19 protein-coding genes, 1 tRNA gene and 1 riboswitch are annotated in these 19,773 nt (G+C 66.2%); of the genes, 9 read left to right on the forward strand and 11 right to left on the reverse strand.

Features of this window, described 5'->3' with window-relative positions; genetic code table 11:
- Positions 1 to 228: 228 nt before the first annotated feature.
- The 3 genes from U7114_RS17465 to U7114_RS17475 all read right to left on the reverse strand — a co-directional run bounded on the left by U7114_RS17465 (position 229) and on the right by U7114_RS17475 (position 3,086).
- Positions 229 to 1,161, reverse strand: coding sequence for a glutaminase (locus U7114_RS17465; RefSeq protein WP_323058072.1), 933 nt, complete (start codon positions 1,159 to 1,161; stop codon positions 229 to 231).
- The gene (locus tag U7114_RS17470) at positions 1,158 to 2,747 is read right to left on the reverse strand and encodes a PucR family transcriptional regulator (RefSeq protein ID WP_157239188.1); all 1,590 of its coding nucleotides are present in this window, start codon (positions 2,745 to 2,747) and stop codon (positions 1,158 to 1,160) included. The genes U7114_RS17465 and U7114_RS17470 overlap by 4 nt, the downstream gene beginning before the upstream one ends.
- A gap of 249 nt (positions 2,748 to 2,996) precedes the next feature.
- Positions 2,997 to 3,086: transfer RNA gene (locus tag U7114_RS17475), tRNA-Ser, on the reverse strand.
- Between the two features lie 165 nt (positions 3,087 to 3,251).
- Here U7114_RS17475 and U7114_RS17480 point away from each other — a divergent pair.
- The 4 genes from U7114_RS17480 to U7114_RS17495 all read left to right on the forward strand — a co-directional run bounded on the left by U7114_RS17480 (position 3,252) and on the right by U7114_RS17495 (position 7,770).
- Entirely contained in the window at positions 3,252 to 5,024 is a 1,773-nt protein-coding gene (locus U7114_RS17480; RefSeq protein WP_323058073.1) for an HNH endonuclease signature motif containing protein, read from the forward strand.
- Positions 5,025 to 5,173: 149 nt separating this feature from the next.
- Complete coding sequence (locus tag U7114_RS17485; protein ID WP_323058074.1) at positions 5,174 to 6,280, forward strand: zinc-binding alcohol dehydrogenase; 1,107 nt, start codon at positions 5,174 to 5,176, stop codon at positions 6,278 to 6,280.
- Positions 6,281 to 6,284: 4 nt separating this feature from the next.
- Complete coding sequence (locus U7114_RS17490; RefSeq protein WP_323058075.1) at positions 6,285 to 6,698, forward strand: 6-carboxytetrahydropterin synthase; 414 nt, start codon at positions 6,285 to 6,287, stop codon at positions 6,696 to 6,698.
- A 4-nt stretch (positions 6,699 to 6,702) separates the two neighbouring features.
- Positions 6,703 to 7,770 carry a glycosyltransferase family 4 protein gene (locus U7114_RS17495; protein WP_323058076.1) on the forward strand — a complete coding sequence of 356 codons (1,068 nt, stop codon included), beginning with the start codon at positions 6,703 to 6,705 and terminating at the stop codon, positions 7,768 to 7,770.
- Here the strand turns inward: U7114_RS17495 and U7114_RS17500 are convergent.
- A complete protein-coding gene (locus U7114_RS17500) occupies positions 7,767 to 8,267 on the reverse strand; it encodes a nucleoside deaminase (RefSeq protein ID WP_157239183.1) in 501 nt (166 codons plus the stop codon). The genes U7114_RS17495 and U7114_RS17500 overlap by 4 nt on opposite strands.
- A gap of 83 nt (positions 8,268 to 8,350) precedes the next feature.
- Between U7114_RS17500 and U7114_RS17505 the strand changes: the two genes are divergently transcribed.
- Genes U7114_RS17505 through U7114_RS17515 form a run of 3 tightly spaced genes read left to right on the forward strand, consistent with a single transcriptional unit; the run spans position 8,351 to position 10,231 of the window.
- Entirely contained in the window at positions 8,351 to 9,133 is a 783-nt protein-coding gene (locus tag U7114_RS17505; RefSeq protein WP_157242708.1) for a phosphatase PAP2 family protein, read from the forward strand.
- Positions 9,134 to 9,145: 12 nt separating this feature from the next.
- A complete protein-coding gene (gene upp / locus U7114_RS17510) occupies positions 9,146 to 9,781 on the forward strand; it encodes a uracil phosphoribosyltransferase (protein WP_157239181.1) in 636 nt (211 codons plus the stop codon).
- A 60-nt stretch (positions 9,782 to 9,841) separates the two neighbouring features.
- Positions 9,842 to 10,231: a glyoxalase superfamily protein gene (locus U7114_RS17515; protein WP_157239179.1), complete on the forward strand. Its 390-nt coding sequence runs from the start codon at positions 9,842 to 9,844 to the stop codon at positions 10,229 to 10,231.
- 15 nt (positions 10,232 to 10,246) lie between these two features.
- Here U7114_RS17515 and U7114_RS17520 read toward each other — a convergent pair whose 3' ends face one another.
- From U7114_RS17520 to U7114_RS17530, 3 genes are all read right to left on the reverse strand, one after another.
- On the reverse strand, positions 10,247 to 10,942 hold the full coding sequence (locus tag U7114_RS17520; RefSeq protein WP_157239177.1) for a hypothetical protein: 696 nt from the start codon (positions 10,940 to 10,942) through the stop codon (positions 10,247 to 10,249).
- 5 nt (positions 10,943 to 10,947) lie between these two features.
- Positions 10,948 to 11,108, reverse strand: a riboswitch (cyclic di-AMP (ydaO/yuaA leader).
- A 95-nt stretch (positions 11,109 to 11,203) separates the two neighbouring features.
- Positions 11,204 to 12,730 carry a HAMP domain-containing sensor histidine kinase gene (locus tag U7114_RS17525; protein ID WP_323058077.1) on the reverse strand — a complete coding sequence of 509 codons (1,527 nt, stop codon included), beginning with the start codon at positions 12,728 to 12,730 and terminating at the stop codon, positions 11,204 to 11,206.
- Between the two features lie 7 nt (positions 12,731 to 12,737).
- Complete coding sequence (locus tag U7114_RS17530) at positions 12,738 to 13,478, reverse strand: response regulator transcription factor (protein ID WP_157239174.1); 741 nt, start codon at positions 13,476 to 13,478, stop codon at positions 12,738 to 12,740.
- A gap of 659 nt (positions 13,479 to 14,137) precedes the next feature.
- On the opposite strand from U7114_RS17530, the gene U7114_RS17535 reads away from it, so the two are divergent.
- Together U7114_RS17535 and U7114_RS17540 are read left to right on the forward strand one after the other, a co-directional pair.
- Positions 14,138 to 15,004, forward strand: a complete 867-nt coding sequence (locus U7114_RS17535) for a winged helix-turn-helix domain-containing protein (protein WP_323058078.1) — start codon at positions 14,138 to 14,140, stop codon at positions 15,002 to 15,004.
- Positions 15,005 to 15,080: 76 nt separating this feature from the next.
- Positions 15,081 to 15,608, forward strand: a complete 528-nt coding sequence (locus U7114_RS17540) for a SixA phosphatase family protein (RefSeq protein WP_323058079.1) — start codon at positions 15,081 to 15,083, stop codon at positions 15,606 to 15,608.
- A 31-nt stretch (positions 15,609 to 15,639) separates the two neighbouring features.
- On the opposite strand, the gene U7114_RS17545 is transcribed toward U7114_RS17540, so the two are convergent.
- The 4 genes from U7114_RS17545 to U7114_RS17560 are packed head-to-tail and all read right to left on the reverse strand — an operon-like array spanning position 15,640 to position 19,749.
- Positions 15,640 to 16,377, reverse strand: a complete 738-nt coding sequence (locus tag U7114_RS17545) for a hypothetical protein (RefSeq protein ID WP_323058080.1) — start codon at positions 16,375 to 16,377, stop codon at positions 15,640 to 15,642.
- Between the two features lie 8 nt (positions 16,378 to 16,385).
- Positions 16,386 to 17,054 carry a TetR/AcrR family transcriptional regulator gene (locus U7114_RS17550; protein WP_323058081.1) on the reverse strand — a complete coding sequence of 223 codons (669 nt, stop codon included), beginning with the start codon at positions 17,052 to 17,054 and terminating at the stop codon, positions 16,386 to 16,388.
- Positions 17,051 to 19,087, reverse strand: a complete 2,037-nt coding sequence (locus U7114_RS17555) for a YhgE/Pip domain-containing protein (protein ID WP_323058082.1) — start codon at positions 19,085 to 19,087, stop codon at positions 17,051 to 17,053. Before U7114_RS17555 ends, U7114_RS17550 begins: the two co-directional genes overlap by 4 nt.
- Positions 19,084 to 19,749: an ABC transporter ATP-binding protein gene (locus U7114_RS17560; protein WP_323058083.1), complete on the reverse strand. Its 666-nt coding sequence runs from the start codon at positions 19,747 to 19,749 to the stop codon at positions 19,084 to 19,086. Before U7114_RS17560 ends, U7114_RS17555 begins: the two co-directional genes overlap by 4 nt.
- Positions 19,750 to 19,773 lie beyond the last annotated feature (24 nt).

The raw sequence follows: 19,773 nt of genomic DNA on the forward strand, positions 1-19,773 counted from the left end.
GCGATCATCTGGATCTGCCGGGGCTTGAGGTTCTTGTGGTAGCCCTTGTCCTCGGCATGCAGGGCGGTCTCGGAGGCATGGGCGTGCCCGCCGTCAATGATGTGGTCTGCTGCAACCTCGTCGTTGGGGTTGTGGGGCATGGTTGATCCTTTCGATCCGGGGAAGATCTGACTGGGTGGGGAAAAGTTGTGGGGAGATACCTTCACATGGCAGGAAGGGGAACGCAGATCAGAAAACTGACCAGCCGGTGCGGTCGGAAAGGTCGGCGAGGGCGGCAGTGCCGGCAAGGGAATTGCCTTTGCCGTCGAGCCGGGGACTCCACACACAGATGGAGCACTCGCCGGGAACGATGACCAAAATGCCGCCACCCACACCGCTTTTGCCAGGAAGGCCCACGCGGTACGCGAACTCTCCGGCAGCGTCGTACATGCCGCAGGTCAGCATGATGGAGCCAACGCGTTTGGCATCGCTCGGGGACAGGACGGGTCCCGCCGTTCCCCGGCCTTCCCCGGCCAGGAAAAGCCCCGCCTTGGCGAGTTCAACGCAGGTCATCATGATGGAGCAGTGGCGCACGTAGTTCTCCACCACTGCTTCCGCCGGTCGCTTCAGGTTGCCGAAGTCCTTCAGGAAATGCGCCAGCGCCAGGTTGCGACTGCTGCCCGAAAGCTCACTGGCGGCCGCCGCTTCATCGATGTACGGCCCGCTGATGCCCGCTTGTGCGGTGAGGAACCGCAATACCCAAGCGGCGGCGTCGTATGTTCCTTCCATCAGGTGGTCCGTGACCACCAAAGCGCCGGCGTTGATGAAGGGGTTCCGCGGGATCCCGTGTTCCGCCTCCAGTTGGACCAGCGAGTTGAACGGGGTCCCTGACGGTTCACGCAGGACCCGGGACCACAGCGTTCCGGTGGTGTCGCCCTGCAGGGCCATGGCCAGCGTGAACACCTTGGAGATGCTCTGGATCGAGAAGGGGACATCCGCGTCGCCGGAGCTGAAGACCTGGCCGGAAGTGGTGGCAACGGCTATGCCGAACTTGTTGAAGGGAACGTCCGCAAGGAACGGGATGTTCGCCGGGACAGACCCTGTCTCCCGCCGCGGCCGGTGGTTCCGCACGAGGTCGTGGAGGAGGGGGCCGAGCGGTGGTGCCGCAATCGCTACGGTCATTTCCGGCCCGCTTTTCGATTGGATGTTTCAGCCCATTCCTGGATGTGCAGCAGGGCAACCAGCGAGTCCCGGGGGTTGCCGAAGTCCAGTCCCGTCACTTTGGATACCTTGCTGATGCGGTAGTAGACGGTGTTTTTGTGCAGCTTCATCCGCTGGGCGCATGCGGCAACATCAAGGGAAGCTTCGAAGTACACCCGCAGCGTTTCGGCCAATTCCACGTCCTCAGACAGGAGGGCCGAGAGGCTGCGGTGGCGGAAAGCCGAAGACGCGAAATTCTGTACTGCTTCGCGGAAAAGGATCTCTCCCTCAAAATCGTCCACGGTGGCCACTGACGACGTTGTGGACCTTCCCACGCAGCTCAACAGTGCTTCCGCCATCCGGGTGACCGAGTGGATGGAGAGCAGGTCCGGGGCCACCGGGCCTACGGCCGCAAACGGGGTGATGCCAAGGTGCTTGCGTGCATCCCGGACGATGGACTCTGCAAGGCCCCGGAGTCCCGGTTCCGCCGCTGCAGACTGCAATCCGGGGACAATCACTGCGGTGTCGCCTTTGAACTGCCCCACGATTGCCGAAGCTTTGTAGGCAGCGGCGTGGATCGAAGCCAGGTTGGCAAGCTCGCCGTGCTTTAGTGCGGCGTCATCGGCTTCCACATCGGAGATCCCGATCAGGATCAGCGCGGCCGGGCGGTCAGCGGAGATCTTTTCGCTGTGCGCGCTGGCTGCTGCCTCCGCGGGGCCTGAAAGGATCCGGGCAATGCGGTCTTCCCGCATGTGCACGGATTGCTGGTTGCGGTAACGGATCAGCTCAGCCGAGGTACGGGCAGCGGAACCCTGCAACACCTGGTCAACGTCCGGGCCGAAGCCGTCGCCGGTCTCCTGGAGCCAGATGTAGCCCATGATCCTGTTACCGGCGAAAAGGGTGATGGCTACGCGTTCGCGCAGTCCGTCCTGGGGCCTGGCAGGTACACGCACGGGGAACCGGGTGCCATGGAGTTCACGGTAGGCTCCAAGGTCCTTGAGCAGCAGCTCGTATTTCCGTGGCCCGCGCCTGGCCAGGATGGAGGCTTTGCGCAGCTCGTCGATGTCGTTGGAAACGGTGGAATACGCCAGAACCTTGTTGGCCGCGTCCTCGATCACCACGTGACTGGAGGTGAGCCGGGCAGTGGTCTGGGCGATCGCGAACAGGTCTTCTTCGAGCAGCGTCAGGACTTCGCTCTGATAGCTGGGCGGCTGGATCCTGTCTTTCGCGATAGACAGCAGGCGGTCCCAGTCGGCCGCGGGGTCCACCAGGAGCAGGCCGGTACCGGCGTCGCGCAGCAACTCTTCGGCTTCGGACAGCTCCTGCCGGCTTCCCTTGACGGCCACCACCGGCGGCGGGTTCCGCAGCAGCCGGCGCAATGCGGGCAAAGCCGACCGTCCGCGGACTCCAATCAGCAGGACAAACGCCCTGTCGCCGTCGAGCTTTTCATCCTCGGCGTCCATGATCAGGAAACGTTCCACCGCGGAGCCGTCCGCCGGCCGGAGGATGAGGCTTCCAAAGCCCAAGGGGAGATCCGAAAGGATATCGTCCACCGTCACCGCAGTCATGGGTTCCTTCTGGTCGATCTGGCCGGACGGCTCTGTCCGGTCAGCCCATCGTATCCACCGCTGAACACGGAAAATTTGTGAGGAAATCCCAATTCGGCGGGTGCTTTTCGGTTTCTTTTCCAATGTATTTGCTTCACCGGACTCCAACCCCGTGCCGGGTACCCGACGCAGGACGCCGGAGCGGGAACTGATCCACAAACCAAAAGGGCCCCGCTTCTCTTTCACAAAGAGAAGCGGGGCCCTGCTACTTGGCGGTGACGGTGGGATTTGAACCCACGTTGGCTTTTACACCAAACAACATTTCGAGTGTTGCACCTTCGGCCGCTCGGACACGTCACCAACCTCAATAGGGTACCGGAGCGAGGCGCCCATCCCCAAAACGGGGCCGATCACGCCTGGCCCGCTATCGCCCGGGCAGAGGTGGCCCCAAGAAGATTCAAAAACTTTTTCGCAGCGGTGGGCTGAGGGCCTAATAATGTCGGACCCCCTCGCGATGATGGGGGTATGGAATCGAACGCGGCGGTGGTGCAGGGGGAGGAAGCGGTTGACGCTTCTGTTGCTGCGTTTATGGCTGCGCTGGCTGGCGGAGGCCTTGCCGCGGGCGGGCCTGCCGTTTCCGATGGCCGTGGCGGGGGCGGGGGCGTTGAGGATCCGTTGCAGCGGGTTGCTGATGCGGCGTTGGATGTCCTGGGTGGGGTGGCGCGGTCGGAAGCGAAGTTGGCGGCGGTGAAGGCAGTGGCCGCGGCGGCCCTTGCCGGGGCGACGAAGGCGATGAATCCTCCGCCCGGGTCCCCTCACGAGGCCACGGCGCAGGACCGGAGCCTGGTGGCGGAGGTCGGGTGTGCGCTGGCCATCGGTGACCGGGCCGCCGGTGCTTTGCTCGCTGAAGCCCATGCCTTGACCGCGTCGCTGCCCCGGACCCTGGCAGCCCTGCAGGGCGGGACGATTTCCTGGGCGCATGCCCGGACCATGGTGGACCAGACCGTCGGGCTTGGCCCGTCCGGGGCGGCGGCCCTGGAGGCCCATTTCCTGGACCCGGACGCCCCGGGGGCGGTCCGCGGGTGCCCTGTGGGGGAGATGCCCGCGTACCGGTTCAGGGCCAAGGCCCGGGGGTGGCGGGAACGGCACCATCCGGAGAGCCTGGCGAAGCGGCACGCCAAGTCCCTGGCGGATAGACGCGTGGAGTACTGGCCGGATAACGACGCGATGGCCTGGGTGGCCGCCTACCTGCCCGCGGACCAGGCGTCCGCGATCTGGAACCGGCTGACCGCCATTTCCCGGGGGATGCAGGGCCCGGACGAGGCCCGCACCCTGACCCAGCTCAGGGCCGACAATCTCGCCGAGGCGCTCCTGGGCGGCGGGAACATCTCCCGGGTTACCGGGCACAGCGAGGCAACCAGTGCCGGGCACGGTGAGACGGGAAGTTCCGGCGGCGCGGAGGTGGCAGGTCCCGGCCCGTCGTCGTCGATTCGGCCACAGGTGCTGGTCACCGTGCCCGTGTTTTCCCTGATGGGCTTGACGGACGAGCCGGCGGTGCTGGACGGGGCCGGCCCCATCCCCGCCTCGATGGCACGGGACCTCGTCGCCGACGGGGCGGATTCGTTCTACCGGGTGCTGGTGGACCCGCGGGACGGCGCGCCCCTGGAAATCGGCCGCACCAGCTACCGGGTGACCAAAGCCATGCGGAACTGGCTCAGGCTGCGCGACGGAAAATGCCCCTTCCCCGGCTGCAGCAACCCCTCCCTCGACAACGAAGCCGACCACCTCCTCGCCTGGCACAACGGCGGCACCACAGGAGTCTCGAACCTCGGACAGCCCTGCCCGAAACACCACAAACTCCGCCACACCAGCGGCTGGAAACCCACCCCCGCCACCACAACCGCACCACCCGGCTGGACCTCACCCGGCTGGACCTCACCCACCGGCCGCCACTACACAAGCGAACACCAGGACTGGGAACCACCCCACTGGCCGGAACGGGCTGTGCCGGCAGGGCTCCGCGCGCTTGATGACAGTGCGGAGATGTGGCCACCGCCCAACGACCTTTCGGGGGTGTCGCCGCCCAACAACCTTTCGGGGGTGTCGCTGCCTGATGACTTGTCTGATGCTTGGCCTCCAGCGGCCGGCCGGTCGCTCCAGGACCTGTATCCAAAGGAGGAGTTCCCCGAGGACACTTTTCCTGACTGGTTCGTGCCTGGGTACCAGCAGCCCAAGGACCCGCTGCCCGAAGATGTTTGGTGGGAGATGGCCTGCCAGGCAAGCGCTGGCGTCACGTAACGAAGCCCTCTCCGCAATCGTGATGGTGAGGCCTGCCCGGACTGTGCCTCCCGACGGGGAGGAAGCGACGGGGAGGATGCGACGGGACAAGGGGACTGCCGCCGGCCAGCTTTCCCGCGCGCACGTTGACGGCTAGATTCATCAGCAAGATGACTAATCAATCCAGTCCAGCGCATCAATCCAGTCGCACGCACGCAACCGCCTACTGGACCACAGCCAGGGAACATGGCGAGCTCCGGCCCGAGGAGCTGCCTGCCCGCGGGTCGGACGAGGCCCTGGTCCGCGCCCTGTACTCCGGGATCAGCAAAGGCACGGAAATGGTGGTCCATGCAGGCGCTGTTCCGCCCCGGGTTGCCGAGGAGATGAGGGCACCCCACCAGGAGGGACACTTCCCCGGGCCGGTGAAGTTCGGGTACCTCTCCGTCGGGGTTGTCGAGGAGGGTCCGGAGGGCTGGGCGGGGCAGCGCGTCTTCTGCCTTAACCCCCACCAGGACCGCTACGTGGTGCCGGTCAGCTCACTGACGAAGATCCCTGATGACGTGCCCTCCCGCCGGGCAGTGCTCACCGGCACGGTGGAAACCGCCGTGAACGCATTGTGGGAGGCGGGTCCGCGGCTGGGAGACCGGATTGCGGTGGTGGGAGCCGGGCTGGTGGGCGGCATGGTTGCCACCCTGCTGAGAACCTTCCCGCTGCAGCGCTTGCAGCTGGTGGACCTGGATCCGGGCCGGAAGCACCTGGCGGACTCCCTGGGCGTGGACTTCGCCCGCCCGGATGACGCCCTGGCCGACTGCGACATCGTTTTCCACTGCTCTGCATCCCAGGAAGGCCTGGAGCGGAGCCTGCAGCTCGTGGGCGACGAGGGGGACGTCATCGAGATGTCCTGGTACGCCAACCGCGAGGTAACCCTGCCGCTGGGGGAGGACTTCCATGCCCGGCGGCTGTCCATCCGGGCCAGCCAGGTGGGTGTGGTGGCGCGTGCGCGCCGCCACCGCAGGACCAGCGCCGACCGCCTGGACCTCGCCGTCTCGCTGCTGAAGGACCCCGTCTTCGATGCTTTCCTCACCGGTACCTCGCGGTTCGCCGAGTTGCCCGGCACGGTGCAGGACCTCGCCCACGGGAAGCTTGAAGCCCTGTGCCACGTCATCGAATACCCCACCGACGAAGGCGGCGGGAACAAGGACCGCGGGAACAAAGACCGCGGGAACAAAGACCCCGAGAACAAAGACCCGCACCAGACCCGAGAAGACCAGAGGTAGTCCCATGTTCAGCCTGACCGTCCGCCGCCACTTCATGATCGCCCACAGCCTGCCCCGTGAGGCGTTCGGGCCGGCCCAGGCCCTGCACGGGGCGACTTTTGTCGCCGAGGTGTCCTTCCGCCGTCGGACCCTCAACAAGGACGCGATCGTGCTGGACATCGGCGCCGCCGGCACCATCATCGAGGAGGTCCTGGCAGGCCTGAACTACCGCAACCTGGACGAGCATCCGGATTTTGCGGGCAAACTCAGCACCACTGAGGCGCTCGCGGAATACATTGCCCATTCAGTTGCGGAAAAGCTGCAGAATGACGACGACGGCGGCCGTCTTGAGGGCATCGACGTCACCCTGCGGGAGAACCCGGATGCCTGGGCCACCTACTCGCTGGATCTCCCGGCAGCGGACTCTCCAGCAGCCTGATCCCGTGCCCCGCATCCGCCTGCTGGTACCTGGCAACATCCATCACCATTCCGGCGGGAACGTCTACAACGCGCGGCTGGTGCAGGGCTTGGAGGCCTTGGGGACAGAGGTCGAGGTGATCGCAGTGGACGGCTCCTGGCCGGAAGCCAATGCCCACGCTCGGCGCCGGCTGGGCAGCCTGCTTGGCGCCTGGGAACCGGACGCAGGACTGCAGGGCACCGTGATCCTCGTGGATGGGTTGATCGCCATGGGCGCGCCGGATGAGCTGGAATTCGCGGCCAAAGCCGGCCGGGAAACCTGGGTGCTGGTCCACATGCCTGCCCCCGCCCGCTACGGACTTGAGGTAAGGTCCCTGCGTGCGGCCACCGGGGTGCTGTGCACCAGCACCTGGGCCAGGAATGTCCTGGCGGCACGCCATGGCCTACATGGGTTGAAGGTCGCCCTTCCCGGCACCGACCCGGCTCCGCTGGCCCCGGGATCCACGCCGCCCCATATCGTTACCGTGGCCGCGCTCCTGCCCAACAAGGACCAGTTGCTTGTGGTTGGAGCACTGGGCTTGCTGCAGGACCTCGACTGGACGGCAGCCCTTGTGGGTTCGGACCGGGCAGACGCGGAATACACCGGCAAGGTTCGCGCTGCCGTTCAGGCGAACGGCCTGGGCGGACGGATCCGGCTCACCGGCGAGCTGACGGGACAGGCGCTCGAAAACGCATGGCTGCGGGCAGACCTCAGCCTGCTGGTCTCCCGCGCTGAGGCCTTCGGCATGGTGGTCACCGAGTCGCTCGCCCGCGGTATCCCGGTGATCGTGCGCGAGGGGACGGGCGCCGTCGAGGCCTTGCGCCTGGGCGCACCGGGTACGGACGACGACGGCGGCCCGCTTCCCGGGGCGAAGGTCGCCTTCCCTGCCGATGACGACCCCGCCAACCCGGCCCTGCTGGCCCAGGTCCTCCGCAGCTGGCTGGAGGACACCGCAACCAGGGCTTCCTGGCGCGAAAGGGCGGTTCAGGCGAGGAGCACGCTGCCGGGTTGGGACCGGACAGCGGCCGTGGTGCTGGACGCCATCAGAAGTTAGAGCCGGTGCCCGGCGAAGAAATCACGCAGCAGCCCGGCACACTCCGCCTCGCGCACCCCGGGATAAACCTCAACCCAATGATTCAGGCGGCGCTCGCGGAGCACGTCGAACACGGATCCTGCCGCCCCCGCTTTTTCATCCCAAGCCCCGAAGACCACCCGCGGAATCCGGGCCAGGACAATGGCGCCGGCGCACATGGCGCAGGGCTCCAGGGTCACCACCAGCGTGCAGTCGGCGAGCCGCCAGCCGTCCCCGCTGCCGCCGTCGAGCACTGAAAGCTGGCGCAACCGTTCTGCCGCCTCCCGGATGGCAACCATCTCGGCGTGGGCGGTGGGATCACCAAGCTCCTCCCGCTGGTTCCGGCCGGAACCCAGCACGGCGCCGTCGGGCCCTATGACCACCGCACCAATCGGCACATCCTCCGTAGCAAGGGCGCGGCGGGCCTCGGCCAGGGCAAGGCCCATCCACGCGTCGTGTTTTTTATCTGCGGAGACCATGGCTCAATGATAGTTTCGTGGGATAACCCGAGCCCGTGACGCCCCAGACGCCGGGAGGCACAGTGAGCACCGTCCGAGACCGCATGGACAAGTGGATCAAGCCCTATGCCGCCTTGTGGCTGACCCTGATCATCGGCGGAACACTGGTGGTCACCTTGGCCCTGCTCGGTGCGGAGGTATACGCGAATGTAGTGGACGAGGAGGGGCTGGCCAGCCTGGATATTCCCGCGCTGGAATACTCCCAGTCGCTGCGGAATCCCGAGGTGGACGCCTTCGCCACCGGCTTTACCAACGTGGGCGGGGGGATCGGCATGCCCATTCTCGCCAGCATCCTCACCGCGTGGCTGACATTACTGAGCAGGACGTGGCGGCCCATCGTCCTGGTGGGCGGCGCTGCCCTCGTTTCCACAACTGCCACCACCCTCGGCAAGCGACTGGTCGGCAGGACCCGTCCGGACCATTCGGAGGCGGTGCCGCCCTATGAGACCACACCGTCCTTCCCGAGCGGACACACGCTGAACACAACTGTGGTGATAGGCGTCCTGGTCTATCTGATGTGCCTCCAGTTCCAAATCCTGTGGGCTAGGATCGCCGCGATAACGGCCGGAGCCATCTTCATCATCGCCATGGGCCTGAGCAGGGTTTTCCTGGGACACCATTGGTTGACCGATGTGATGGCCGGCTGGTTCCTTGGCCTTGCGTGGGTGTCCATGGTGATCCTCGCCCACCGGCTGTTCCACCTGATACGCCGCCGCGAGCACGCGGGCCCTGCGCCCACGTTTGAACACCCCGTCCTCCGCGAGGACCACACCGGGGAGCCGGAGGCCAGCGGCGAAGTGCCGGGGAGGGGGCCGGCGGCCGGGTGATAGTTTTGACCAATGCGCACTCTCGTTGTGGACCACCCGCTGGTCGCCCATAAGCTCACTGTCCTCCGCGACAAAAACACTCCGTCCCCGGTCTTCCGGCAGCTGACGGAGGAGCTGGTGACGCTCCTCGCCTACGAGGCAACGCGCGAGGTCCGCACCGAGCCCGTCACCATCGAAACGCCCGTCAGCACCACCGTGGGCACGGCGTTCACCAAGCCCACCCCGCTGGTGGTGCCCATCCTGCGCGCGGGCCTTGGAATGCTCGAGGGCATGACCAAGCTCGTCCCCACCGCTGAAGTGGGCTTCCTCGGCATGGCCCGTGACGAGGAAACCCTGGACATCATCACGTACGCCGAGCGCCTGCCTGAGGACCTTACCGACCGGCAGATCTTCGTCCTGGACCCCATGCTGGCCACCGGCGGGACGCTGCGCGAAGCCATCAAGTTCCTGTTCAAGCGCGGCGCCTCTGATGTCACCTGCATCTGCCTGCTTGCTGCTCCGGAAGGACTGGCGAAGCTGGAGGAAGAACTCTCCGGCGCCAACGTCACCATCGTGCTGGCCTCCATCGACGAAAGGCTCAACGAGAAGTCCTACATCGTTCCTGGCCTCGGCGACGCAGGCGACCGGCTGTACGGCATCGCAGGCTAAGGACATCGCAGGCTAAAGCCAGGCCTTTCCTGTTCCCGGCCGCAGGGCTAGCCTGTGCGGATGGACTGGAAACTGGAACTGGTGTTTGTCCCTGTGTCCGACGTGGACCGGGCCAAGGATTTCTACGTCAACAAGGTGGGGTTCAATGCCGATTTCGATCAGCGGCCCACGGACTCCATCCGCTTTGTCCAGCTGACTCCTCCCGGCTCGGCCTGCTCCATCTGCATCGGGGAAGGGCTCACGGACGCGCCTCCGGGTACCGGCTCGAACCTCCAGCTCGTGGTCAGCGACATCCAGGCTGCCTACGAGCACCTGAAGGGCAACGGGGTGGACGTGAGCGAAGTGGACGTGCAGGACTGGGGCCATTTTGTGTACTTCGCGGATCCGGACGGGAACCGGTGGGCCGTCCAGTACATCCCCGGCCGGGACGCGGGGGAGCAGCAGAAGTAGGTTACTGCATCCCGCCTAGTACCAGTTGTTCGACAAGTGGAAGTTCAGTGCACCACACGGCGACTGGTAGCGCTCCTGGATGTAGTTCAGGCCCCAGTTAATCTGCGTGCGGTAGTTGGTGAGGTAGTCGGCTCCGGCGCTGGCCATCTTCTCAGCCGGCAGGGACTGGACGATGCCGTAGGCGCCGCTGCTCGGGTTGGTGGCCGTGGTGGTCCAGTCCGATTCCTTGGTCCAGAGGGTCTGCAGGCACTGCATCTGGTCCGGAGCCCAGCCATAGGAAGCCAGCTGGCCTGCGGCGTACGCCTGGGCGCCTGCGGGATCATTAACCGCGACGACGGGTGCGGGCTCGGGTGCCGGGGCCGGAGCGGGTTCCGGCGCAGGAGCCGGTGCGGGCTCGGCAACGGGAGCAGGTTCGGCTGCCTGCGGGACAACGTTGATCTGCTCGGCTGCGGGCTCAGGCGCAGGGTTGGCCCGGATTTCGCTCTGCTCCATGCTCAGCTTGGAATGGGACTCCGAAGCCTGCGCCCCGGTGGCTGCCACGCGGGCACCCGTGTCGGTGGCCTGGCCCGCAGCGCCAACTCCAACAAGTAGGGCGCAGGATGCTGCCAGCAGCCCGGCGCGCCGGCCGACGGAGGGGAATTTGCCTGCTGCACGCGTGGAGCGTGCATCCGTGCCTGAATTCGGGCGTGGTTTTACAAGGAACTTGGACATAATAGATCGCCTCTCACACCTGCGGAGTTAGCTGTCGGGTTCGGATGAGGGCATCCGGCCGCACGGAAAAAACACGTGCAGGCTTAACCCCAAGGGCAGTCAGTGCCCGGGACGGTGGGTCCCCCGCCTCTGCCGTTGTTCAAGAGGAATCCGGGAAGTGGCAGAGCTTGGCGTCAACCCGGGATATGCGGCCCGAACGGGGACCGCACCCATTCGACGGTACAGGAGTTCAGCGCATAAGTCACATTTTGGTAACGGAGGTCACGATGACGGCGCGCCGCCTTGTGCCATTCCCCGCATGAGGGGTATCCGCAGGGCGAACTGCGTGCGGCCGGGTTGCGACGTCACCGTTACCCGTCCGCCGTGGGCCTCAACAATGGACTCGACGATGGACAAGCCCAAACCGCTGGTTCCTTCAGCGGCGGACGCGCCGGGCGCGCTGGTCCCCGCACGTGCCGCGTCTGCGCGGGCAAACCGGGCGAAGACCTGGTCCACGAACTCCGGCGGTATGCCGCCGCCGTCGTCCGTTACGGTCACCACTGCGGCGCCCTCCGGCGTTTTCTCCACCCCCGTTACCACCGTGGTTCCCGGAGGGGTGTGCTTGCGGGCGTTGGAGAGCAGGTTCATCAGCACCTGCCGCAGCTGGGACGGATCCCCGTTCACCACCACCGGCTCGTCGGGGAGCTCCAGCCGCCAGGTGTGCCCTGGCGCCATGACCTTCTCATCGCTGACGCCTTCCACCACCAGCTGGGTCAGGTCCACCTCGGCAAGCTTCAGCGGCTGGCCCTCGTCGAGCCGCGCGAGCAGCAGGAGATCCTCCACCAAAGCGGTCATCCGTTCCGACTGGCTTTGCACCCGTGCCAGCGACTTCTCCCCGTCCGGAGTGAAGTTTTCCGTCATTCTCATCAGTTCGGTGTAGCCGCGGATGGCGGTCAGCGGCGTGCGCAGCTCATGGGAGGCGTCAGCCACGAACTGCCGGACCTTGGTCTCGCTCTTCTGCCGCGCCTGCAGCGCATTCGCAACGTTGTCCAGCATGAGGTTCAGCGCGTGCCCCACGCTGCCCACCTCAGTTCCAGGGTTGGAGTTCGACGGCGGGACGCGAACGGCGAGTGCCACCTCGCCGGCGTCCAGGGGCAGCTGCGAAACCCGGGTGGCCACCTCGGAGAGCTGTTCAAGGGGCTTCATGGTGCGGCGGATCAGGACCGTGCCCACCAGCCCGATCAGGAGCAACCCGCCCAGCGAGACGAACACGAAGGTCCACACCAGGGACGTCAGCGTGCTCTCCTTGGCGGCCAGGGGGAGCCCTGTGACCAGGACGTCGCCGAAACTGGTCTTGACCGCAATCAGCCGGTAGTCACCGTTTGAGAGCGTGCGGTCAACGGGCCGGGCATCGGTGGCCAGTGCGAGCAGGACCTGCTTGTCCTCGGAGGACAGCGCAGAGCGCGTAGTGTCCGGGGCCAGGAAGCCGGCGCTGTTGACCTGGCCGTTGAGGATGCGGGCGTTCAGTGTTCCCACGCTTTGTCCGCGGGAATCCAGGGGGTCCCTGCCGTTGAAGCCGCCGGAGGGAGGCCGGCCGGGATCGTTGGAGCGGGCTGCGGCCTGGCTCAGTTGCTCGTCCAGCTGGCGGGTGAGGAAGGAGTCCATCGAGGCGTAGCTGGCTACGCCCACCGCACCGCAGATGGCGATCAACAGCGCCATGGCCAGCAGGATAAGGCGTGTGCGCAAGTGCCAGGTGGCGGGTTTGAGCCAGCTCCGGGGCTGCGGCTCCGCGGTGTGCACGGAGGTCATGGCGCGCCTACTCCGCCGGCTTGATGACGTACCCGGCGCCCCGCACGGTGTGGATCATGGGCGGGTGCACGGCGTCCACTTTCTTGCGCAGGTAGGAGATGTAGAGTTCCACGATGTTTGCCTGCCCGCCGAAGTCGTAGTTCCACACCCGGTCCAGGATCTGGGCCTTGCTGATGACGCGCTTTGGGTTCTCCATGAGGTAGCGCAGCAGCTCGAACTGGGTGGCCGTCAGCTGGAGCTCCTCGCCCGCGCGGGTCACCTCCCGGGTGTCGACGTTGAGCACAAGGTCTCCCACTACCAGTTCCGCAGTGTCCATGGCGGCAACTCCGGAGCGCTGGACCAGCCGGTGCAGCCGCAGCAGGACTTCCTCCATGCTGAAGGGTTTGGTCACATAGTCGTCGCCGCCGGCAGCGAGGCCCACGATCCTGTCCTGGACCGCGTCTTTGGCGGTCAGGAAAAGCGCGGGAACCTCGGGTGCGAAAGCGCGGATCCTGTTCAGGACCTCGACGCCGTCGAACCCTGGAATCATGACGTCCAATACCAGGACGTCGGGGCGGAAGTCCTTGGCCAGCTTCACCGCTTCCGGGCCGTCGGCAGCTACTGCCACGGACCAGCCCGCCATGCGCAGCCCCATGCTCATGAGTTCAGAGAGGCTGGGTTCGTCATCCACGACGAGGGCCCTGATGGGGGAGCCGTCCGGATGGGTGAGTTTGGGGAGGTTGTTTGTCATGGAGTGCGACGTGGCCATGGGACAACTTTCCGATTATTGGTTTAAGCCCGGCTATGGCGTTCCTGTGACCAAGCTGTGAATCCCAGCCTAGCGAGCTGGATGCCGGAAATGCGGCTGCTCCTGCGTGGCCGCTGCTGCGGGATTGCCGTCGCGCGGCAGTTTTCCTGGAAAATTTCTTGTCCGAAAACGCGGGCGGCTGGACACGCCAGCAAGGCGGTGAGTGGGATTTCCCTATCAGTCCCAGTCTTGAATATTTTCGACGGGAAGCACCATGCTGTCGAACAAAATTCTGCCTAGGGGCGGAATCGGACGCCTCCAAGGGATAACAAGCGTTATTTTTATGGCTCCGCCAGAATCGTGATTTGCAGCACATTAGCCCAGTTCGTCTCATTATGCGGACGATCGCGTCCATTGTTACTTGCAAGTTGGCATTGTTACGCTGCACACTTCCAATGTGAACAAGAACTCAACAGCACCTGCATACGCAGAATATTGGCCCAGCACATCCGCTGCTGCCGACATGCGCTGTTGTCGAATGCACGCCTGACCTTCCCACCCTCCGAAGTTCTTAGGCATTCGCCCCCAGCCCAGCGTCGGGCGCCCCTCCCCAGTTCGCATTGCGGGGAAACCCAGCATTCGGGCCGTGATGACGGCCATTCACATTGAGGTAAGCACTTATGTCAGTTGCATCCGGATACGTCCACATCTCTGTCCGTAACGCCGCCAAGGCGGGCCAGCAGACCGGCCTCCGCCCCGGCTTCGGCCCCCGCCCTGCCCTTGCTCCCTCTGCTTCCGGAAGCAACTTTCCCGCCCAGGGCTACGCGCCCCAGGGCTATAACCCCAATTCCTACGGGCAGCTCCGTGCCGTCCAGCCTGCCGACGCGGCACCGATGACGGCCCCCACTCCCGTAGTCGCCGGTCCGGCTGCTGTCCGGCCTGTCGCCAATGACAACGTCGCCCGCGGATTCGTGCTCTACATGGGCATCGACGAGGAAACCGCGGCGGCCGCCGGGACCTCCATCGCCAAGCTGGCCCAGGAAATCCGCGCCTACGCCCAGTCCCTGGTGTCCGGGGCCGAAAGCTACGCAGCCGTCGCCGTGGCCCCCGCAGGCACTCCCGGTTCCGCGCTCGACGTCGTCCGTTCCACGTTCGGTGACCCCACCGTCAACACCCGCCCGCGCACTGACGCCGCGCGTCCCGCGCAGGCCCAGGAGCCGCGCCCGTCCGGTGTCCTGATCGACCTCGCCCGCCGCGAAGTCCACCTGGACGGCGAGTCCCTCAACCTGACGTTCAAGGAGTTCGAGCTCCTGAACTACCTTGTGGAGAACGGAACCCGCACCGTGGGCCGCGATGAGCTCCTGGAAGGCCTCTGGCGCAACGCCGAAGAGGTCCCCAACGAGCGCACCATCGACGTCCACATCCGCCGGCTGCGCTCCAAGCTGGGCCGCCTCGCCAACACCGTGCGCACCGTCCGCGGCCAGGGGTACCGGTTCTACGAGCACCCCGAAGTGGTTGTCTGGGCCGCTCCGGAATACTCGATCTAGCACTAACCTCAAGGCCGCGCTCTCTGCGTATGTGCCCTCCGTGCCTGGCTTGGGCGGCGGGCTATAGGCTAGGGCCATGAGTGGGCACCATCTTCGACGGCTTGTGATCATGCGCCATGCCAAGGCCGACTGGCCGGGCGGGGTGGCCGACCACGAGCGTCCGCTGGAGGAGCGCGGCCACCGGGAGGCGCCCCTGGCCGGCCGCTGGCTGCTCAAGCACGATATCGTCCCGGACTTCATCCTCTGCTCCAGTGCCCTGCGGACCAGGCAGACCTGCACCTGGGTGTGCTCGGAGCTGGGGGACAAAGCGCCCACCCCCAAGCTTGAGGACGGGCTGTACGCTGCCTCAGCACTTCGGATGCTGACGGTCATCAACCACGTTCCGGACACCGTGACCACATTGATGGTGATTTCACACCTGCCGGGGGTCCAGGACCTGGCAATGCACCTCGCCTCGCGGGATTCCGACCACCATGCCTACATGGACGCTGCCACCCGGTACCCCACCAACGCCCTCACCGTCCTGGAGACGGAGAAATCCTGGGCCGAACTGGACGGACAGGACGCCCGCATCACCAAGTTCAAGGTTCCCCGGGCCCACTAACCTGGCGCCCATCCTGCCGGGCCGGCAGGAGTTACCGGCGCGGCGTGGTTTTGGCCCCCGTTTTCGGCGGCGTCCTGGCAGGGGAAGCGGACGACGACGGCCGGTTGGCTGCGCTTGAAGGCACCCGCGCGGGCGCGCGGAGGCCCCCTGCCTGCTGGGCCGGTTTGCGCTGGGCTGTTCCCTTGGCGGCCGGCCTGCCCGCCGCCGTCCGTCCCTGCACGGAAGCGTCCCTGCCGGCCGTGCCCCTGCTTGTTGTGTTCCTGCCTGCCGTGCCCTTTGTTGCCGTGCCCTTTGTTGCCGTGCCCTTTGTTGCCGTGCCCTTTCTGCCGGGGCCCCGTCCAGCCGTACCCCGTCCAGCCGTGCCTTTCCGCGACAGCGCGTGCAGCCGGCGCCCGCGGGGCCAGGCCGCACCGAGGAACAGCACGAGCAGGGTAACCACGGCTGCAGTGGCAGCGCCGAAAAAGTAGTTGTCGGGGTCGTCAGTGGGCAACGGCGTACCGACGAACGAGGACTGGCCGGCGAAAGCCAGTTCCCACGTGCTGACGAAGGCGAGGGAAAAGCCGATGGTGAGGCTGGTGCCCGCGCCGGCCACGAGCAGGGCAAGGCGCCGCCCCCGGTTCAGGATCTCCGTCATGCAGGCCAGGCACGCCAGCGCCAGGACACCCAGGAACGCAATGAACACCGGCTCGGCGAGCGTCATCCCGGTCAGCACCAGCAGGCCGGCCGCAACAACACCGGAAATAACCGCGAACTTTCCGCTCTTCCCCATGGGTCCAATCATCCCTGAGCTGAGGGTTGCTTCAGCACGTAGCCGCGCATGATGGCCATGATTGCTGCAACACTTTGGTCACGCGTCCGCTCGGGGTGGTACGTCTGGCGGTCCAGTCCCACCACGAAGCAGGCCCCGAAAATGGCGGTTTCCAGGCTGCCCCGGGAAACCGACGGGTCCACCGGGTATGCCTGCGCCACCTTCTCCACTGCCTCCCCGATCACGCCGAGCAGCTCGCCGCGAAGGACGGCGAAGGTGCCCTGCCACTCGCTGGGCGTACGCCAGTTTTCGCTGACCCAGAGGCGCGCGAAGGACGGGTAGTCCGCCATGAAGTCCAGGGCCTGTCCGATCATTGCCTCCATGGCCAGCAGCGGGTCGCTAGCCCCGGCTCGGCCCCCGGGCTGGCCTGCTCCCTGCTCCGGTGCTCCCAGGAGGCGGGCCTTCAGGATGTCCACCCCATGCCGCAGCAGCTGCGCGATGAGCTCCGACTTGCTGCCGAAGTTGTAGTAGACGGTTCCCTTGGAGACGCCTGCCGCAGCGGCGATCTCATCAACCGTGACGCCGGCCGCACCCCGCTCGCCGATGAGTTCCATGGACGCCTCGAAGAGTTTCTGGCGCGTAGCGGTCGTCCGGGCGGTGCGCAGGCTCTTCGCCGCTCCCGGTGGTTCCGTGCTCATACCGCAATCTCAGGTTTCAGCGTCTTCAGGGTCCAGTACTTATTCCGGCGCACCGCAACCGTGGACATGGCCGCGCCCAGGGCGGTATAGCCCACCAGGCCCAGGACCGTGGGTGCGATCACGGTCAGGTCCCCGCCATAGACCAGGTGCCGCATCCCGGCCACTACATAGCCCATGGGCAGGACCTCATGCACCACGTGGAGCGGCTGCGGAGTGGTTTGCCACGGGAAGGTCCCGCCGGAGGACACCAGCTGCAGGACCAGCAGGATGAGCACCACGAGTTTCCCCGGAGAGCCGAGCAGCGCCACAACGCCTTGGATGAGGGCACTGAACGCCATTGCTGCGGCCAGCATAAAGAACCACATCAGGACAGGGTGGGCGGGATTGAGCCCCAGGGCAAGATTCACGACCAGGGTGAGGAGGGTTGCCTGCACCGCCGAGACCGCCAGGAACGGGAGCCAGCCGCCCAGTGCGATCTTCCAGGACGCCGCATTGGACGCCAGCGCCCGCTGGGTGATGGGACGCATTGCCTGGACCAGCATGAAGATGCCGATCCACAGCGCGAGGGCGAGGAAGAACGGTGCCAGCCCGGCCCCGTAGGACTCGGCCTTGGCCTGTGAGACGTTGCTGACCGCCACAGGGTCTGCCATGACGCGGGAGATGTTGCTCTTCTGGGCGTCGTCGGGGTTGGGCACCTGCCCGGCGCCTTTGCCGATTTCGTCCGCCAGCGTGCGTGACCCGCCCGCTGCTGTCCCGGCACCATTCATCAGCTGGGCCGCCCCGGCATCCACACTGCTTGCTCCGTCAGCAAGACGGCCGGCCGCGTCGAGCGCGGCCTGTTCTCCGGTGGCCAGTGCGGCAGCCCCGGTGTGCAGCTGGTCGGCGCCGGACGAAGCCTGCGACACGGCGTCCCTCAGTGCCGGCGTGCCAGCGGCGAGCTGCGCCGCGCCGGCACTGACAGACTGTGCCCCGTCCGCCAGTTGCTGGATCTGGGCGGCATCTGCCTGGATTCCCGTTTTGGCTGCAGCCATTGGGCTCGAGCCGGCTGTGGCGTCGAAGTCGGCCAGGATGCTGTCGGCCTGCTCCTGCGTAAGGACGCCTGCCGCGATAAGCCTGCTGTTTGATTCCAGCACCCGTGTCCGGAGCCCCTGGTCTGCGGCTTCCAGCTGGGCTGCAACGTTCTGCACCTTGGCGTTCAGCTGCGCGTTTCCGGCTGCCACCTGGGCTGCACCGGCGGCGAGGGTACGGGAATCGGTGGGCAGCGTGGACGTCTTGTCCTTGAGCGTGGAGAGTCCGCTGCTGAGCTGGCCTGCCCCGTCGGTCAGCTCGTTGGCGCCGTCGCGCAGCTTGGCCTGCCCGGCATAAAGCCCGCCGGCGCCGTTGCTCAGCTCGGAGGTGCCCTCATGGAGGGCGGCGGCTCCGTCGCGGAGCTGCGCCACGCCGTCCGCCACCTGGCCCGCGCCGTCTGCCGCCTTGACCATCTGTGTGTGGATGGTGCCAAAACCCGTCAGCAGCTGGTTGGCCGTTTCCTCGCCCACCTCCGTGGCAACGGTGCTGTGGACGGCAGTGGTGAGTTTATCCACGATGGTGCTCAGGAGGTAGTTGTTGGCATCGTTGGTGGTGACGTTCAGCATTGCCTGGCTGGCGGAATCGAAACTGCCGGGGGACACCAGGTTGGCCGAAAAGTCCCGGGGAATTTTCAGGGCGAACGCGTATTCGCCGTTGCTGACACCTTGGTCCGCCTCTTCCGTGGTGGCTACGGGTATCCAGTGGAACACGTTGCCGTCCACCAGGCTGTCCGCCACCTTCGCCCCCGCGTCAAGCCGCGTTCCGTCGCTGGCCGGGGCTCCGGCGTCCTCAACAACAAGGGCTGCGTCGACGTGGTCGAGGTTGCCATAGGGATCCCAGTTTGCGTAAAGATAGACGGCGCCGTACAGCAGGGGGACCATGGTCAGCGCGAGGATGGTCAGCTTCGGCAGCAGCCCGCCGGTCATCCTCTTGAGTTCGGAGCGGGCCAGCCGCAGTATCGTCATTTGGCAACCTCTGTTTCGAGTTCAGCAGTTTCCGCGGCATCCCCCGTGGCGGCGTTGCCGATGGCAACGCTTGGTCCGTTCCACGACGGCGGGAGGGCGCCAACAGTGGCGACGACGGCGAGCGGCCGTCCGCCGTCGAACGCCAGCCGCTGGAGCCGCGGCAGCCACTCGGAGTCACCGTGCCGGTCGGGGGAATCGACCACCAGCAGGTCCGTGCGCGGATTGGCCAGCGCAAGCGCGGTCAGAAGCTCGAGCCGCCGGCCCGGATCCAGTTGCTCGGTCCAAAGGCCGGCGATGTCCTCGAAGCTGTTCACCTTCAGCCACGGACTGCTGAGCAGGGCGCCCCGGTAGCGGCGCGGGACCAGGGCCAGGTCCTCCGTGACAAGGTCCCGGACGCTGAGGTGCTGCTCCGGCTCGTTGACGCCCGGGGAGTCCACCAGGGCGCTCGCCAGCCGGCGCGGCTTGACCCGCTCGCTGCCGTCCCAGGTGATACGGCCTCCGGTTGCCTTCATCCTGCCGCTGAGGACCAGCGCAAGGGCCGTGCGGCGGTCCTGCCGTCCGCCGGTGGCCAGCAGGAGTTCACCGCGGTTAACGTGGAGGGAAGTGGCCGGAAGCAGGGGGTCCCTGCGCCCCCTGACCGAGAGCAGCTGAGCTGAGAGCAAGATTGGCCTTTCGCAGAATGCGTC

The organism is Pseudarthrobacter sp. C1, assembly GCF_034720455.1.
Lineage (GTDB): Bacteria > Actinomycetota > Actinomycetes > Actinomycetales > Micrococcaceae > Arthrobacter.